At 73.4% G+C, this 14,373-nt stretch carries 14 protein-coding genes; 8 read left to right on the top strand and 6 right to left on the bottom strand.

The window, feature by feature from the left end:
• The first annotated feature begins 43 nt into the window (after window positions 1-43).
• From CP980_RS30405 to CP980_RS30435, 7 genes are all read left to right on the top strand, one after another.
• Window positions 44-2,353, top strand: a complete 2,310-nt coding sequence (locus tag CP980_RS30405; protein ID WP_150529562.1) for an oxidoreductase — start codon at window positions 44-46, stop codon at window positions 2,351-2,353.
• Window positions 2,354-2,363: 10 nt separating this feature from the next.
• Complete coding sequence (locus CP980_RS30410; protein ID WP_229906996.1) at window positions 2,364-3,467, top strand: carbon-nitrogen hydrolase family protein; 1,104 nt, start codon at window positions 2,364-2,366, stop codon at window positions 3,465-3,467.
• Window positions 3,464-4,645: a cupin domain-containing protein gene (locus CP980_RS30415; RefSeq protein WP_189998528.1), complete on the top strand. Its 1,182-nt coding sequence runs from the start codon at window positions 3,464-3,466 to the stop codon at window positions 4,643-4,645. Before CP980_RS30410 ends, CP980_RS30415 begins: the two co-directional genes overlap by 4 nt.
• A 17-nt stretch (window positions 4,646-4,662) precedes the next feature.
• The gene (locus CP980_RS30420; protein WP_150529563.1) at window positions 4,663-5,577 is read left to right on the top strand and encodes a fumarylacetoacetate hydrolase family protein; all 915 of its coding nucleotides are present in this window, start codon (window positions 4,663-4,665) and stop codon (window positions 5,575-5,577) included.
• 139 nt (window positions 5,578-5,716) lie between these two features.
• Window positions 5,717-6,442 carry a maleate cis-trans isomerase family protein gene (locus CP980_RS30425; RefSeq protein WP_123517273.1) on the top strand — a complete coding sequence of 242 codons (726 nt, stop codon included), beginning with the start codon at window positions 5,717-5,719 and terminating at the stop codon, window positions 6,440-6,442.
• A gap of 52 nt (window positions 6,443-6,494) precedes the next feature.
• Window positions 6,495-7,325 (top strand): PaaX family transcriptional regulator, encoded by an 831-nt coding sequence (locus tag CP980_RS30430; RefSeq protein WP_132759899.1) that lies wholly within the window; start codon window positions 6,495-6,497, stop codon window positions 7,323-7,325.
• 177 nt (window positions 7,326-7,502) lie between these two features.
• The gene (locus tag CP980_RS30435; RefSeq protein WP_132759900.1) at window positions 7,503-8,036 is read left to right on the top strand and encodes a DUF3291 domain-containing protein; all 534 of its coding nucleotides are present in this window, start codon (window positions 7,503-7,505) and stop codon (window positions 8,034-8,036) included.
• On the opposite strand, the gene CP980_RS30440 is transcribed toward CP980_RS30435, so the two are convergent.
• The 6 genes from CP980_RS30440 to CP980_RS30465 all read right to left on the bottom strand — a co-directional run bounded on the left by CP980_RS30440 (window position 8,033) and on the right by CP980_RS30465 (window position 13,484).
• Window positions 8,033-8,887, bottom strand: coding sequence for a DMT family transporter (locus tag CP980_RS30440; protein ID WP_132759901.1), 855 nt, complete (start codon window positions 8,885-8,887; stop codon window positions 8,033-8,035). The genes CP980_RS30435 and CP980_RS30440 overlap by 4 nt on opposite strands.
• Before the next feature lie 90 nt (window positions 8,888-8,977).
• Window positions 8,978-9,781, bottom strand: a complete 804-nt coding sequence (locus CP980_RS30445) for an ATP-grasp domain-containing protein (protein WP_150529564.1) — start codon at window positions 9,779-9,781, stop codon at window positions 8,978-8,980.
• Window positions 9,778-10,731 carry an ATP-grasp domain-containing protein gene (locus CP980_RS30450; RefSeq protein WP_132759903.1) on the bottom strand — a complete coding sequence of 318 codons (954 nt, stop codon included), beginning with the start codon at window positions 10,729-10,731 and terminating at the stop codon, window positions 9,778-9,780. The genes CP980_RS30445 and CP980_RS30450 overlap by 4 nt, the downstream gene beginning before the upstream one ends.
• Window positions 10,732-11,051: 320 nt before the next feature.
• A complete protein-coding gene (locus tag CP980_RS30455; RefSeq protein WP_150529565.1) occupies window positions 11,052-11,783 on the bottom strand; it encodes a zf-HC2 domain-containing protein in 732 nt (243 codons plus the stop codon).
• Window positions 11,780-12,385, bottom strand: a complete 606-nt coding sequence (locus CP980_RS30460) for a sigma-70 family RNA polymerase sigma factor (protein ID WP_099894280.1) — start codon at window positions 12,383-12,385, stop codon at window positions 11,780-11,782. Before CP980_RS30460 ends, CP980_RS30455 begins: the two co-directional genes overlap by 4 nt.
• A gap of 106 nt (window positions 12,386-12,491) precedes the next feature.
• Complete coding sequence (locus CP980_RS30465) at window positions 12,492-13,484, bottom strand: DUF1996 domain-containing protein (RefSeq protein ID WP_132759905.1); 993 nt, start codon at window positions 13,482-13,484, stop codon at window positions 12,492-12,494.
• A 124-nt stretch (window positions 13,485-13,608) separates the two neighbouring features.
• Between CP980_RS30465 and CP980_RS30470 the strand changes: the two genes are divergently transcribed.
• On the top strand, window positions 13,609-14,343 hold the full coding sequence (locus CP980_RS30470; protein ID WP_132759906.1) for a DUF1838 family protein: 735 nt from the start codon (window positions 13,609-13,611) through the stop codon (window positions 14,341-14,343).
• Window positions 14,344-14,373 lie beyond the last annotated feature (30 nt).

Raw genomic sequence — 14,373 nt, forward strand, 5'->3', positions numbered from 1 at the left:
AATCTGCGCCATATGTTGTTCCGGAACCACGAGGAGGTACGCCGTGCGCGTAGCAGTCATCGGAGGAGGGCCCGGCGGGCTGTACTTCGCAGCCCTGGCCAAGCAGCTCTCCCCCCACTGGGACGTCACCGTCTGGGAGCGGGGCGCCCCCGACGACACGTTCGGCTTCGGGGTCGTCTTCTCCGACGAGACCCTCGACGGCATCGCGCAGGCCGATCCCGAGATCTACGCGGCCATGTCGGCGGAGTTCGCCCGCTGGAGCGACATCGACGTCACCCACCGCGGCCGGACCCTGACCTCCGGCGGCCACGGCTTCGCCGCCATCGGCCGCCGCCGGCTGCTGGGGATCCTCCAGGAGCGCTGCGCCGCGCTCGCCGTGGACGTCCGCTACCGCACGCAGTCCCCGCCCGCCTCCGAGCTGGCGGCCTCGTACGACCTCGTCGTCGCCTGCGACGGCGTACGCTCCGCCACCCGCGCCGCCTACGCCGACACCTTCGGGCCCGACCTGGACGAACGCTCCGGCCGCTACATGTGGCTGGGCACGGACAAGGTCTTCGAGGCCTTCACCTTCCTCGTGGAGGAGCGGGACTTCGGCACCCTCCAGGTGCACGCCTACCCGTACGACTCCACCCGCTCCACCTTCATCGTGGAGATGGACGAGGCCGCCTGGCGGCGCGCCGGATTCGCGGAGTTCGCGGACCACGACCACCCGCCCGGCACCAGCGACCTCGACAGCATCGGCCGCTGCGAGGAGCTGCTCGCCGCCCACCTCGACGGGCACCGGCTGCTGCCCAACAACTCCAAGTGGCTGCGCTTCACCACCGTGCGCAACCGCACCTGGCGGCACGAGAACGTGGTCCTGCTCGGCGACGCCGCCCACACGGCCCACTTCTCCATCGGCTCCGGCACCAAGCTGGCCATGGAGGACGCCCTCGCCCTGGCCGCCTGCCTGCACGAACACCCGGACGTGCCGGGCGCGCTCGCCGCGTACGAGGACGAGCGGCGCCCGGTGGTGGAGTCCACCCAGCGCGCCGCCCAGGCCAGCCTCGAATGGTTCGAGAACATCGGCCGCTACACGGCCCAGGAGCCGCCGCAGTTCGCGTTCAACCTGCTGACCCGCAGCCGCCGCGTCACCTACGACAACCTGCGCGTGCGCGACGAGGAGTTCACGGCCGCAGTCAACTCCACCGCCCCCGTGCCGCCGATGTTCCGCCCCTTCCCCCTGGGCGGACTGCTGCTGCGCAACCGGGTCGTGGTCCCGCCCACCGCCCTCGGCACGGCCCGCGCAGGCGTCCCCGGCGACTTCGACCTCGTCCACCTCAGCACCCAGGCCCTCGGCGGCTCCGGCCTGGTCCTCGCCGGGATGACCGCCGTCAGCGCCGGGGGCCGGGCCACCGCCGGCTGCCCGGGGCTCTACACCGACGAGCAGGAGGCCGCCTGGCGGCGGATCACCGACTTCGTCCACGGCCAGTCCGACGCCTGCCTCGGCATCCAGCTCACCCACGCCGGCCGCCGCGCCGCCGCCGGCCCCGGCGAAGCCCCGCCGGTCGCCGCCTCCGCCGTGGCCTGGGACGAGCGCAGCCCCGTCCCGCGCGAGGCCACCGCGGCCGATCTGGACCTCGTCGTACGGGACTTCGTACGGGCGGCCCGGCGCGCCGACCGGGCCGGGTTCGACGCACTGGAACTCCAGTACGGGCACGGGCAGTTGCTCTCCGGCTTCCTCTCGCCGCTGACCAACCTGCGCACCGACGGGTACGGCGGCGACCTCGCCGGGCGGCTGCGCTTCCCGCTCGAAGTGCTGCACGCCGTACGGGAGGTGTGGCCCGCCGGGAAGGCGCTGCTCGTGCGGATCTCCGCGGCCGACTGGGCCGAGGGAGGACTGAGCGAGGCCGACGCCGTGGCGATCGCCCGGGCCCTCGCCGACGCGGGCGCCGACGGGATCGACGTCTCCACCGGCGAGGTCGTCGCCCACGAGCGGCCCCGCTACGGCCGCAGCTACCAGACCCCGTACGCCGACCTGATCCGCAACGCCACCGGGGTGCCCACCATCGCCGTCGGCGCGATCTCCACGTACGACGACGTGAACTCGATCGTCCTGGCCGGCCGGGCCGACCTCTGCGGGGTGGGCCGCGCCCAGCTCCACGACCCCCTGTGGACCCTGCACGCCGCGGCCGCCCAGGGCTACCGCGGACCCGCCGCGCCCTGGGCCCCCGGCTGGCAGGCGGGCAGCGGCAGACCGCCCGCCGCCCGTACCGACCGGGTCCCGCCGCGCCTGGAGCTGCTGCGGCAGCCCGCCGCGCCGGTGCACCAGCGCTGGCTGCCGCGCCTGGCCGCCGCAGCGGCGTCCCACTGAGGAGACCCCGATGGAAACCCCGATGGAGACCCCGATCGAAACCCCGATCGAAACCCCGCCGGACACGGCGCCCCCGAAGGGACCGGCCCCCGGCCGCCCGCCCCTGCCCCTGAGCCACCTGCCGCGCTTCACGGCGGCGGCGGTCCAGGCCTCACCCGTCTACCTCGACCCCGCCGCCACCGTCGACAAGGCCGTCGCCCTCATCGCCGAGGCGGCCGGGAACGGAGCCGGACTCGTCGTCTTCCCCGAGGTGTTCGTCCCCGGCTACCCCTACTGGAACTGGACGATGAACCCGGTCCAGGGCTCGCCCTGGTTCGAGCGCCTCCAGCGGGCCTCGGTCGACGTCCCCGGCCCGTACGTCGACGCCCTGCGCGCGGCGGCCCGCCAGTACGGGGTCGTCCTCGTCATCGGCGTCAACGAGCGCGCCGCGCACAGCCTCGGAGTCCTCTACAACACCCTGCTCACCATCGGCTCCGACGGCGCGCTCCTCGGCGTGCACCGCAAACTGGTGCCCACCTGGGCCGAGAAGCTCACCTGGACCGGCGGCGACGGCAGCTCCCTGCGCGTCCACCCCACCGCCGTGGGCCCGCTCGGCGCCCTCGCCTGCGGCGAGAACACCAACACGCTGGCCCGGTTCACCCTCCTCGCGCAGGGCGAACTCGTCCACGCCTCCTGCTACATCGCCCTGCCCGTGGCCCCGGCCGACTACGACATGGCCGACGCCATCGCCGTCCGTACCGCCGCCCACAGCTTCGAGGGCAAGGTCTTCTCCGTCGTCGCCTGCTCCACCGTCTCCCCGGAGATCGTGGAGCTGCTCGCCGGGGACGACGAGGAGCTGCGCGCCCTGTTCCAGCGGCCCCGCAGCGCCCTGTCCGGGATCTTCGGCCCCGACGGCCGCCCGGTCACCGAACCGCTCGTCGACGACGAGGGCATCGTCTACGGCGAGATCGACCTCGGCCGGTGCATCCAGCCCAAGCAGATGCACGACATCACGGGGCACTACAACCGCTTCGACATCTTCCGCCTCGAAGTCGACAACCGCCCCCGCCTGCCGGTGACCTTCACCGCGCCGCCGGCGGGCCCCCAGATCACCACGCCTGAGGAGGACGCATGACCATCGAGCAGGACGACACCATGCTCGGCCGGGCCCGGGTCTCCGACACCCCCGAGCTCACCGCGTACTACGGCGAGCTCGAAGCCCTGGACGCCGGCGCCCTGTGGACCGTCGCCAACGACATCGAGCCCTGGTACCCGCAGCCCAAGTCCGTCCCCGTGCTGTGGCGGTACGAGGAGCTGCGGCCCCTCGTCCACAAGGCCCTCGGCATGGTCAAGGCCGACGACGCGGGCCGCCGGGTCGTGATGCTCGTCAACCCCGGCCGCAAGGACGTCAGCGCCGCCGCCGGGCTCCTCTACACCGGGCTCCAGATCATGGGCCCGGGCGAGGCGATGACCGCCCACCGCCACCAGGCCGCCGCCCTGCGCTTCGTCCACGAGGGCACCGGCGCCTGGACCGTCGTCGACGGCCAGAAGCTGAAGGTAGGCCCGCGCGACTTCGCGATCACCCCCAACGGAACCTGGCACGAGCACGGCAACGACGGCGAGGACGGGCCGGTCATCTGGCAGGACGGCCTCGACATCCCGCTCGTCAACGCGCTGGACGCCGGGTTCTACGAGGTCCACCCCGAGCTCCACCAGACGCCCGGCAAGGTGGTCAATTCCTCCGTGCTCCAGTACGCCGCGAACCTGCTCCCGTACGGCTCGGAGCGCTGGAGCCGGCCCTACTCGCCGCTGCTCGCCTACCCGTGGGAGCCGACGTACGAGGCCCTGCTCGGCCTGGCCGAGGCGAGCGAGGGCTCTCCGTACGACGGGATCATCGCCGAGTACACCAATCCGGTCACCGGCGGCTCCGTGATGCCCACCATGGGCGCCCACATGCAGCTGCTGCGCCCGGGCCAGGCCACCCGCGCCCACCGGCACACCGGCTCGGTGATCTACACGGCGGCCAAGGGGCACGGGGTCTCGGTCATCGCCGGACAGCGCTTCGCGTGGCGCCAGGGCGACATCTTCTGCGTCCCCTCCTGGGCCTGGCACGAGCACCACAACCTCGATCAGTCCGAGGACGCCTGCCTGTTCTCCTTCAACGACTTCCCGGTGATGCGCTCGCTCGGCTTCCACCGCGAGGAGGCGTACCCGGACCACGACGGCCACCAGCCGATGCCGGCCGCCACCGGGGCCGCCGCCACCGGGGCCGCTGCCACCGGGGCCGCCGCCGTCCCGACCGCGACCGCCTGACCCCGAGGAAACCCACCATGCGTCTGCTCACCTTCACCACCCCCGGCGCCGGAGATCGCGCCCCCCGCCTCGGCGCCGACGTCGACGGCCTCGTCCTCGACCTCGGGGTCCTCGCCGACCACGCCGGGGCCGACCTCCCGCGCGACCTCCTCTCGTTCATCCAGGCGGGCCCCGCCGCGCAGGAGACCGCCCGCCGCCTGATCGAGGCCGATCCGGCCGCCCGCCCCGCCGGCGCCGCCCACCGGCTCGAAGACGTCACCCCGGCCGCGCCACTGCGCCCCGGCAAGATCATCGGAGTCGGCCTCAACTACGTCGAACACGTCGAGGAGTCCAGCCGCAGCCTGGACACCGACAAGGAACTCCCGCCCCGCCCCGTCCTGTTCAGCAAGCCCGCCACCGCCGTCACCGGCCCCGGCGCGCCGATCCTGCACAACGGCGACCTCACGCAGCAGCTCGACTGGGAGTGCGAACTGGCCGTCGTCATCGGCCGCACCGCGTTCCGCGTGAGCGAGGGGGAGGCGTACGAGCACATCTTCGGTTTCAGCATCGTCAACGACATCAGCGCCCGCGACCAGCGCCGCTCCGGCCAGTGGTTCTTCTCCAAGGGGCAGGACTCGTACGCCCCCTTCGGCCCGGTGGTGGTCACGGCGGACGAGATCCCCGACCCGATGGCCCTGGACCTCTCCCTGCGCGTCAACGGGGTCACCAAGCAGAAGTCGAACACCCGGCACATGCTCTTCCCGATCGCCCGCCTCATCGCCGACATCAGCTCCGGCGTGACCCTGGAGCCCGGCGACGTCATCGCGACGGGGTCTCCGTCCGGGGTCGGGGCCGGCATGGTGCCGCCGGAGTTCCTGGTTCCGGGCGACACGGTCGAGGCGACCGTCGAGGGCATCGGCACCCTGGCCAACCCGGTCGTCGACGCCCGCTGATCCCGGTACGCCGCCGATCCCGGTACGCCGCCGATCACCGTACGCCGCCGATCACCGCACGCCCAGCAAGCACCGAGGAGCACCCGTGCCGCCCCGCACCTACCGCATCGGCCAGATCGTGCCGAGCTCGAACGTGACCATGGAGACCGAGGTCCCCGCCATCCTGCGCGCCCGCCAGGAGGTCCTGCCCGACGAGAGGTTCACCTTCCACTCCAGCCGGATGCGCATGACGCATGTGACCCCGGAACAGCTCAAGGCCATGGACGCCGACTCCGACCGCTGCGCGGTGGAACTGTCCGACGCCCGCGTCGACGTGCTCGGATACGCCTGCCTGGTCGCGATCATGAGCATGGGCCTGGGCTACCACCGCACGTCGGAGCAGCGGCTGCACACCCGTACGGTCGAGAACGGCGCCCCCGCACCCGTCGTCACCAGCGCGGGCGCCCTCGTCCACGGACTGCACACCATGGGCGCCCGCAAGATCGCCCTGCTCGCCCCGTACATGCGGCCGCTGACGCGGACCGTCGTGGACTACCTCACCCACGAGGGCATCGAGGTCCTCGACTACGAGGCCCTGGAGATCCCGGACAACCTCGACGTGGCCGCCCACGACCCGGCGAAGCTGCCCGCCCTCGCCCGCGCGCTGGAGTACGCGGACGCCGACGCGGTCGTCCTGTCGGCCTGCGTGCAGATGCCCTCGCTCGGCGCCATCGAGGAGGCGGAACAGCTGCTGGGCAAGCCGGTGGTGTCGGCGGCCGTCTGCACCGCCCACCAGATGATGCGCGCCCTCGGCCTGCCGGCGGTGGCCCCGGGCGCGGGCCACCTGCTCTCGGGGGCGTACGCGCAGACGCCGCTGCCGCGGTAGGCGTGGGGGAGGGGCTGGATATGATCGCGACCGCGCACTACGGAAGGCGATCATGTCGGACAGCCCCCTCAGGCCCAGCTCGTTGATCAACACGGTCTACGGAGCGTTCCTGCGCCGCCTCGGCGGCTGGATCTCCATCGCGGACCTGATCACGCTGATGGGCGAGCTGGACGTGGACGGCCCGGCGGTGCGGTCGGCGATCTCGCGCCTGAAGAAGCGCGGGGTCCTCGAACCGGAGCGCCGGGGCGCCACCGGATACCGGCTCAGCCCGGCCGCGCACCCCGTCTTCGACGAGGGCGACCGCCGCATCTTCGCCAGCCTCGAACCCGCCGACCTGGCCGACGGCTGGGCCATGGCGGTGTTCTCCGTACCGGAGTCCGAGCGCTCCCACCGCTACCAGCTGCGCACCCGGCTGACCTGGCTCGGCTTCGGCAACATCGCGCCGGGTGTGTGGCTGGCGCCCGGGCGGCTGCTCGACGACGCCCGGGCGATGCTCGTACGGCTCGGCCTCAGCGAGTACGTCCACCTGTTCGCCGCCGACTACGCCGCCTTCAGCGACCTGGCGCAGACCGTCAGCGACTGGTGGGACTTCCCGGCGATCCAGACCCAGTACGCGGCCTTCACCGACACCTACGCCCCCGTCGCCGAGCGCCTCGCGGCGGAGGGGGAGCCCGATCCGGCCGAGGCGTTCCGCCACTACGTCCCCCTGCTCACCCAGTGGCGCCGCCTCCCGTACCTCGACCCGGGTCTGCCGACGGAGCTCCTGCCGCCCGACTGGAACGCGGTCGCGGCCCGACAGCTCTTCCAGCGGCTCCACGCGGTCCTGCTCGATCCGAGCCTGCACCACGTCCGCACGGTCACGGGCCTGGAGGACACGGCCTGAGCGGTCCCCGTCGCGTGCGGCGGGGCCATGTGAACGGGTAGAACGCAACTTCGACAGGGGCCGCAGGGGCGGCTACCTTCACCTGGTCTTCGGCGATCGCCCACGGTCGCACCGGAGTTCCTCCGGGCCGAGCCGCGCGCCCGCCCACACCAGGCACCCCCGACCAGGGAGAGACGCATGCCCCGTCTTGCGCTGTACACGTTCGGCGTCCTGAAGTCGCCCCTCGCCGATCCCGCGCCTCTCACGCGGGAGTTCTACGACATCGGTGAGGCCGTCTACCGGAAGATCAGCCAGTACCCCGGGTACCTCGCGCGCGCCGAAGCGGCGGGCGGTGAACCGGGCGTGCTCTTCGAGGCGGACTGGCGCGCGTGGGGCGAGTTCGACGTACCGGCGTGGTACGACAAGGGCCGCACGGTGGAAACCACCGCCCTGGCCACGACCCTCTCCCTCTGGACCGACCTGCGCCCCGCCTTCGAAGCCGTCTACAGCGGTCTGCACCGCGAGGCGCTGAACAGGCGCTACGACTGGTTCGAGAGGACAGGACACCCGAACTATGTGTTCTGGTGGGTCCCCGACGGCGCGATACCCACCTGGCAGGACGGGGTCTCCAGGCTGGAACACCTCCACGACCACGGCTCCGCGCCGCACGCCTTCACCTTCCACCACCCGTTCGCCCCGGAAGGAACTCCGGTACGGAGAGCCGCACTCTAGGGCGCGCCCGTACCGGCCCGCGCGAGTGCGACGACACCCACGCAGACCAGTGCCACGCCCAGCAGCTGGGGCAGCACCCACCAGCCCGACCGCAGGTGCTCCTCGTACAGCACCACGCCCAGCGCGACGCTGACGCTCGCGTCGCCCAGCGTCAGCGCGGGCTGCGAGGCGACCAGCGGCCCGCCCTGCATGGCGTGTTCGAGGAGCAGAAGGGCGCAGATGCCGGTCGCCCCGAAGGCGTACGTCTGCCACGCGGTGAGGAAGCCGACGATGCCGCTCTCGGTCAGCACGTAGACGGAGTGCTTCATCAGGGCGGCCGTGATGGCGTAGCAGACGGCGGTGGCCGCGCCGAGGCAGCCGGCCCGGGCGCGCCCCGGCGGGCGGCGCAGCCCGGCCACCGCCAGCAGCGCCACGACGGCCGCGCACGCCACGAGGGCCGGGATCCAGCGGTCGGCCGGCACGTGCGTCCGGTTACCGCTGGGGGAGGCCGCGGCCATGGCGACCCCCAGCCCGGCCACGACCCCCGCCACGGCCAGCCACAGCGCGGCGGGCAGCCGCTGCCGCGTCACGAGCGAGGCGATCAGCAGGGCGAGCGGCAGCTCCAGCACGAACAACGGCTGTACGAGGACCAGCGCGCCCGTGGCGAGCGCCGCGGCCTGCCCCACCCCGGCGGCGATCACCGCCAGGATCCCGGCGACCCAGACGGGCCGCCGCAGCAGGTCGAGGACCAGGCCGAAGCGGAAGCCCTCGCTCTGCGGCACGGTGAGCGCGGCCCGCCGCTGGAGCACGGTGGCCAGCGCGTTGCTGAGCGCCGCGAACAGCGCGAAGAGGACCGGCAGTACGACGCCCATCCGCCGATCCTCGGGGCGCCCGACGCGGGCCCGGGCCGCCGACACGCGCAGCGGCGCGGATTGCGCCTGTCCGGTCCCCGGACGGCGGGATCAGCGTGCGGCCGCGGCCCGGTCCAGGGCCAGCGCCGCCAGGGCCTCGGGGGCGCCGGCCTGGCCCCGGACGCCGGGGAAGGCGTTGACGTCGACGATGAGCGGGGCGCCGTCGCCCGTGTCGATCAGGTCCACCCCGTACACGTCGAGCGAGAACGCCTCGCCGGTGCGGCGGACCAGGTCCGCCCAGCCGGGCGGCAGTTCGGCCAGGGCGAGCGGCCGCGCCGGACCCCGGCCCTGCGGGGCCAGTTCCGAGCGGCGCAGGGCGGCGAAGACCCGGCCCCCGATGGCCCACAGCTTGTGGTCCCACCCGCTGTTCGGCGCGAACTCCTGGACCACGACCGGCTCCTGGGACCAGGCCCGCGCGAGTTCGCGCAGCCCCTCCGCGTCGTCGACCCGGGCCACCAGGTCGGCCCGGCGGCTGTGCCGGCTCTTGACCACCAGGGGCGGGCCCTCGAACGGCGCGCCGGCCGCCCAGTCCGCGAGCGAGCCGTACGTACGGGTGGCGGCGAACGGCAGCCCGGCGCGCAGGGCCAGCTCCGCCATCCGCGTGCGGTCCTGGCAGAGCGCGGTGGCCGCCGCCGAGTTCAGCACGGGCGCCCCGCGCCGCTCCAGCTCCCGCGCGAGCTCCAGCGCCCGCGGCGTCCGCGCCTTCAGCAGGTACACATCCGCGAGGCCGTCCGCGGCCGCGCCCGGCGCAGCCGGATCCAGCGACTCCACCCGGTGGCCGGCAGCTTCGAGGCACACCCTCGCGGCAGCCAGCAGCGGATGGCCGGGCTCCGGGGTGACGAGGCAGATCCTCACAGCGCGGCCTCGCCGGCCCGTGCGGAGGCGGGTGCCGCGCAGGCCTGCTCGGGGGAGGCCTGCGCCAGGGAGGTCTGCGCCGGGATCGACAGCGGAAGTCCGTGCGCCGGCGGGCGGCAGGCGGAGGCCGCCGCCGGACTGCCCGTCCGGGCCAGCCCCAGTACCGCACGCCCCACCCGGGCCGCCGCGTCCGGGACCTGACGGAAGCTGGGGAAGTCGTTCACGTCCACCACCACCGGACCGTCCGGGCCCAGCAGCACGTCCACCCCGTACAGGTCGAGCCCGTACACCGCCCCCACCTGCGCGGCGATCGCGGCCACCTCCGCCGACAGCGGAACCCGCCGCTCCCGCACCGCGGGATCCGGGTGCAGCGGCGAGCAGCGTTCGGTTGCGAAGAGTTCCCCGCCCACCGCGTACACCTTGATGTCGGTGCCCGAGTTGGCCACGTACGGCTGCGCGATGAGCATGTGCTCGTCCGCCAGCTCCGGGAGCAGCGCTTCGAGCTCCCCGGGCGAGGACACCAGGTGCACGGCCCGACCGGAGCTGCCGTCCGCGGGCTTGACGACGAGCGGGTACTGCGCCAGCGGTATCTCCCGCAGCAGTTCCGGCCGGGCCACGGCGTACGTGGGCGGCATCGGGAGCCCCCGGGTCCGGCCGATGGCGGCGGCCAGCGCCTTGTCCCGTACGCCCCGGATCGAGCGGGCGTCGTTGACGGTGGTCATACCGGCCGCCGCGGCGGCTTCGAGCAGCGTCAGCCCGGGCCCGCCCGACACGGTCTTGAGCACCCACGCGTCGTGCGCGCCCGAGCCGATCACCTCGTCCATGCGCAGCAGCGAGCCGCCCGGCCGCACCACATCCACCTGGTGGCCCCAGGCGGTGAGCTGCCGGATCACCTCGTTCGGCATGCCGTCGTGGCGGTAGTGCTCCTCCACCAGGAAGCAGAGCCTCATCGACCTTCCCCATATTCCCCGGACGTCCGCCGATCCCGTCCGGCGAGTTGTGACGTCACAGGATGTCATGGAGCGCAATGTGATGATCGGTCCGGATGGTGACGGGACCGGTGACGCGGAGCACGCCGCTCGTTGCGGCCCCGCCCGGCCGCCTCGTCCAGTACGCCTTCCAGTTCGCCGGTACGGGCGAGGTCGCGGGCGGTGGTGGAGAGCAGCCGCAGCCGGTCGGCGTGCGGGAGCGGATCGGGCGCGGGGAACGCCGGGCCCGGGCGGCCCCCGTACGGCCGCCCGGGCTCAGGTGTGCGCCGCGGCGCACCGGCTCACACCGGCATGGGCGCCGAGACGAACCGCGTGCCGGACTCGTTCTCGACCACGACCTCCTTGACGTTGGACGGGTCCACCGCCGCCGAGCCGTCCAGCGAAGCTCCCTTGCCCTCGCCGTTCTGACTGCCGACGACCCAGCTGCCGGCGGTGGTGCGCTTGCCGTCCTTCCCGACCACGATCAGCAGGCAGCGCTCGCCCGGCGGGATCCCCGCCACGGCCGCGTGCACCCGCACCCACTTGGCCGCGGGCGTCACCTGCACGGTCATCCGCGCGTTCGTGCGCGCGTCGGTCGCCGAGGCCACCTTCGTGCCCGCCGGCGGCGGCGAAGGCTGCGCGGAGACCGACGGTGAGGGCGGCGCCGGCAGGGCCACCTGCCCGCCGTCCGCCGAGCCCAGCTGCGCCCCGGCCCAGAACACCGCGGCCAGCGAGGCCGCGGCCGCGAGTCCCGCGACACCCCATCGTCGGCGGCGTTCGCCCGCCGCCTCGCTCCGCACCTGCCGCAGCGTGCGCTGGAGCAGCAGATCGCCGCCCTGGGGCGGTCCGTCGAGGAAGGCCTCCGCAGGCACCTCGCCCAACGCCGCTTCCATCTCGCGCAACGCGTTCACCTCCTCACGGCATTGCACGCAGCCGCTGATGTGCTCCTCGACCCAGCGGAGCTCCTCTCCGTCCAGGACGCCGAGAACGTACGGGCCGAGCAGTTCCTCCTCCTCGTGCCGCTGCCGGTTCATGCCACCACCTCCTGCAGTCCGGCGCCCTGCCGGGGCGGCCTGCCCATTCGTCTGCCCGCTCGGCCCTCCGTGGTCCCGCCTTGGCGGAACACCTCGCGCAGTGCCTTGAGCGCGTAGTGCGCCCGTGATTTGACCGTGCCCGCCGGGATGCCGAGGCTGTCGGCCGCCTCGGCCACGCTCAGCTGGCGGTAGTACAGCTCCTTCAACACGTCCCGGTGCTCCGGGGACAGCTGGTCGAGGGCCCCCAGGACGGTCATCGTGTCCACGATGGAGTCCGCGTGGTCCTGCTCCACCGGGGGAGCGGCCACCTCCCCGGACACCTCGGCGGGGCGCGCGGCCTTGGCCCGGTAGCGGTCGGTGATGATGTTGCGGGCCACCGTCAGCAGCCAGCCGCGCACCGATCCCTTCCCGTTGACCAGGATCTCGGAATGCCGCCAGGCGCGGATGAGCGTCTCCTGGACGACGTCCTCGGCGGCGGCCCGGTCCCCGGTCAGCCGGGTGGCGTACGCGAGCAGGGCGTGGCCGTGCTCCTCGTACACCGACCTGATCAGTGCCTCATCGGTCGAGCCCCGCCGTGTACGGGGCCACAGTGGTCCGGCCATCTCACCCTCTCCGTCTTCCTCGCCCATCTGGTGCGGTCAGAACACGCGGCCCGACGGAGGACGGTTCATGTGACCCCCGTCACTCCGCAACAGCGTGCCGGCGCTCTCAGGCGCGGCAGCCGCGTCCCTCGTTGAGGCAGTCGACGACGGCGGCCATCTGCGCGTCCGTCATGGCGTCCACGAACATCGCGTGGTCCGTCTTCGGGCTGTGCCGCTGCTCGGGGAAGGAGTCGACGGCGACCGGCACCCCCGGCGGCACGTCGTACGCGAGGGAGAGGCGCAGCTGGGGCACGGCGAACGTGCCCTGCGGGCAGACGCCGTTGGCCGCGGGGAAGACGAGGTGCGAGCGGTGGCCCGGGCTCTCGGTGTCCAGCCCGTTCCAGCAGCTGGGGAAGGTGAGCGTACGGGTGAGGCGCTCGCCGGCGGGGCAGCGCGGGTAGCGGGTGGTGGAGCGGTCCGGGGAGCCGGAACAGCCCCAGCGGGCGCGGACGTCGGCGTCGCTCGCCGCGGTGGCCGCCACCGCGTCGCCGGTCATCGCCCGCAGGAAGCGCGGCATCGGCACCACCTTGCCCACCGGGCTGCCGCGGAACTCCACCGAGACCGCCGCCTCGGGCAGGATCTCGCCCGTGTTGCCGTGCCCGGCCGAGCTCTCGTGGGGGTGGCTGCCCGCCCGGTCCGTGCGGCGCAGGACCGGCCAGTAGTACGTGGAGCGGTCGCCGCCGCGGCAACTCGTCGCGGCGGCGGCCAGGGAGGCGTCGGTCGACATCGCGTCGGTGGACAGGTTCCCGACGTACGCGTGGGTGTGGTGGGCGCCCGAGCGCAGGCCCGGGGACACCACCAGGTTGTCCTCGTTGTAGTGGCGCTCCTCGTTGCGCCCGCAGTCCACCGTCACGGTGCCCGTCGAGGCGTCGGGTCCGGGGGCCGGATCGCGAGGGCCGGGCGGTACGTCCTGTATGTCCACGTAGTCCCGGGAGTTGATCCCGGAATGCGAGCTCCCGTCGGGGCCCGAGGCCCGGGTGGCGCCCAGCACGGCCGCCGTCAGCCCGATGCCGAGCACCAGGCAGACGAGCAGTGTGAGCATTCGGCGTTCGTTCCGCATGCGGGTCACGGTCGCCGCTGCGCGTCGCAGCGTCAACCTGGCGTCCCGCATGCCGGCCGGAGCCCGCCGCCGGGTGGCCCCGCGTGCTTGCCGAGCCGCCGGAGCACCGCGCACAGTGACCGGCATGACACCCGCTGAGCTCCTGCACGCGTTCGCCCGCACCCGCGCCCGTCTCGACGGCGGCGAGGTGACCTTCTGGTGGTCCGGGGACATCTACTCCTGGGCCCCGGACCAGCCCTACCGGCGCCTCTTCGGCTTCGAAGGCCTCAACGTCGCGCGGCTCGTCCCGGACGCGGAGAGCGGCGGCTTCCAACTGCTGACCAGGGAGGCCGCGTTCTACCTGGATCCGCAGACCCGGGAGATCCTGGAGACCTGGGAGGACAAGCCGGTCATCCACGTCTGGAACGATCCGGCCAATCTGCGGCTGCGGCCCTTCCCGGTCCCGCTGACCGAGCTCGGGGACCAGGTCTGCTTCAGCCTGGAGATCCCGCTCGCCTATCCCTCGCCGCTGCCGGTCGCCGACTACCCGCTCAACTCCGCCGACGACACCTACCGGGCGCTGGAGCTCTTCCAGTTCTTCGCGCCGGCCACGGTGCTGACCACCGACGAGCCGAGCGTCCCGTCCACCATGACCTGGACGCGGATGTCACCGTGGCTGCCGTGGATGGAACAGGGGCAGAGCCCGGGCGGTCTCACCTTCCACTGCCGCGGCCGCAAGCTGGCCTCGTACGCCGAGGTCCCGGAGCGCACCCGCGCCTACATCGCGGCCCGCCACCCGGAGTACGCCCACGCCCCGGACAAATGGACCGAACCCAACGAGACGAGCTGGACCTACTTCCGCACCCACGGCCGCCCCTGACGCCCACCGGCCGATTCGGGGGGTTCGTCC

It is taken from the genome of Streptomyces vinaceus (assembly GCF_008704935.1).
GTDB classification, from domain to species: domain Bacteria; phylum Actinomycetota; class Actinomycetes; order Streptomycetales; family Streptomycetaceae; genus Streptomyces; species Streptomyces vinaceus.

Excerpts from the sequence above, each read along its gene's own strand:
- CP980_RS30410 (WP_229906996.1), top strand. The coding sequence starts at position 2,364 with ATGGAAACCCCGATGGAGACCCCGATCGAAACCCCGATCGAAACCCCG.
- CP980_RS30415 (WP_189998528.1), top strand. The coding sequence starts at position 3,464 with ATGACCATCGAGCAGGACGACACCATGCTCGGCCGGGCCCGGGTCTCC.
- CP980_RS30420 (WP_150529563.1), top strand. The coding sequence starts at position 4,663 with ATGCGTCTGCTCACCTTCACCACCCCCGGCGCCGGAGATCGCGCCCCC.
- CP980_RS30425 (WP_123517273.1), top strand. The coding sequence starts at position 5,717 with ATGGAGACCGAGGTCCCCGCCATCCTGCGCGCCCGCCAGGAGGTCCTG.
- CP980_RS30430 (WP_132759899.1), top strand. The coding sequence starts at position 6,495 with ATGTCGGACAGCCCCCTCAGGCCCAGCTCGTTGATCAACACGGTCTAC.
- CP980_RS30435 (WP_132759900.1), top strand. The coding sequence starts at position 7,503 with ATGCCCCGTCTTGCGCTGTACACGTTCGGCGTCCTGAAGTCGCCCCTC.
- CP980_RS30440 (WP_132759901.1), bottom strand. The coding sequence starts at position 8,887 with ATGGGCGTCGTACTGCCGGTCCTCTTCGCGCTGTTCGCGGCGCTCAGC.
- CP980_RS30450 (WP_132759903.1), bottom strand. The coding sequence starts at position 10,731 with ATGAGGCTCTGCTTCCTGGTGGAGGAGCACTACCGCCACGACGGCATG.
- CP980_RS30455 (WP_150529565.1), bottom strand. The coding sequence starts at position 11,783 with ATGAACCGGCAGCGGCACGAGGAGGAGGAACTGCTCGGCCCGTACGTT.
- CP980_RS30460 (WP_099894280.1), bottom strand. The coding sequence starts at position 12,385 with ATGGCCGGACCACTGTGGCCCCGTACACGGCGGGGCTCGACCGATGAG.
- CP980_RS30465 (WP_132759905.1), bottom strand. The coding sequence starts at position 13,484 with ATGCGGAACGAACGCCGAATGCTCACACTGCTCGTCTGCCTGGTGCTC.
- CP980_RS30470 (WP_132759906.1), top strand. The coding sequence starts at position 13,609 with ATGACACCCGCTGAGCTCCTGCACGCGTTCGCCCGCACCCGCGCCCGT.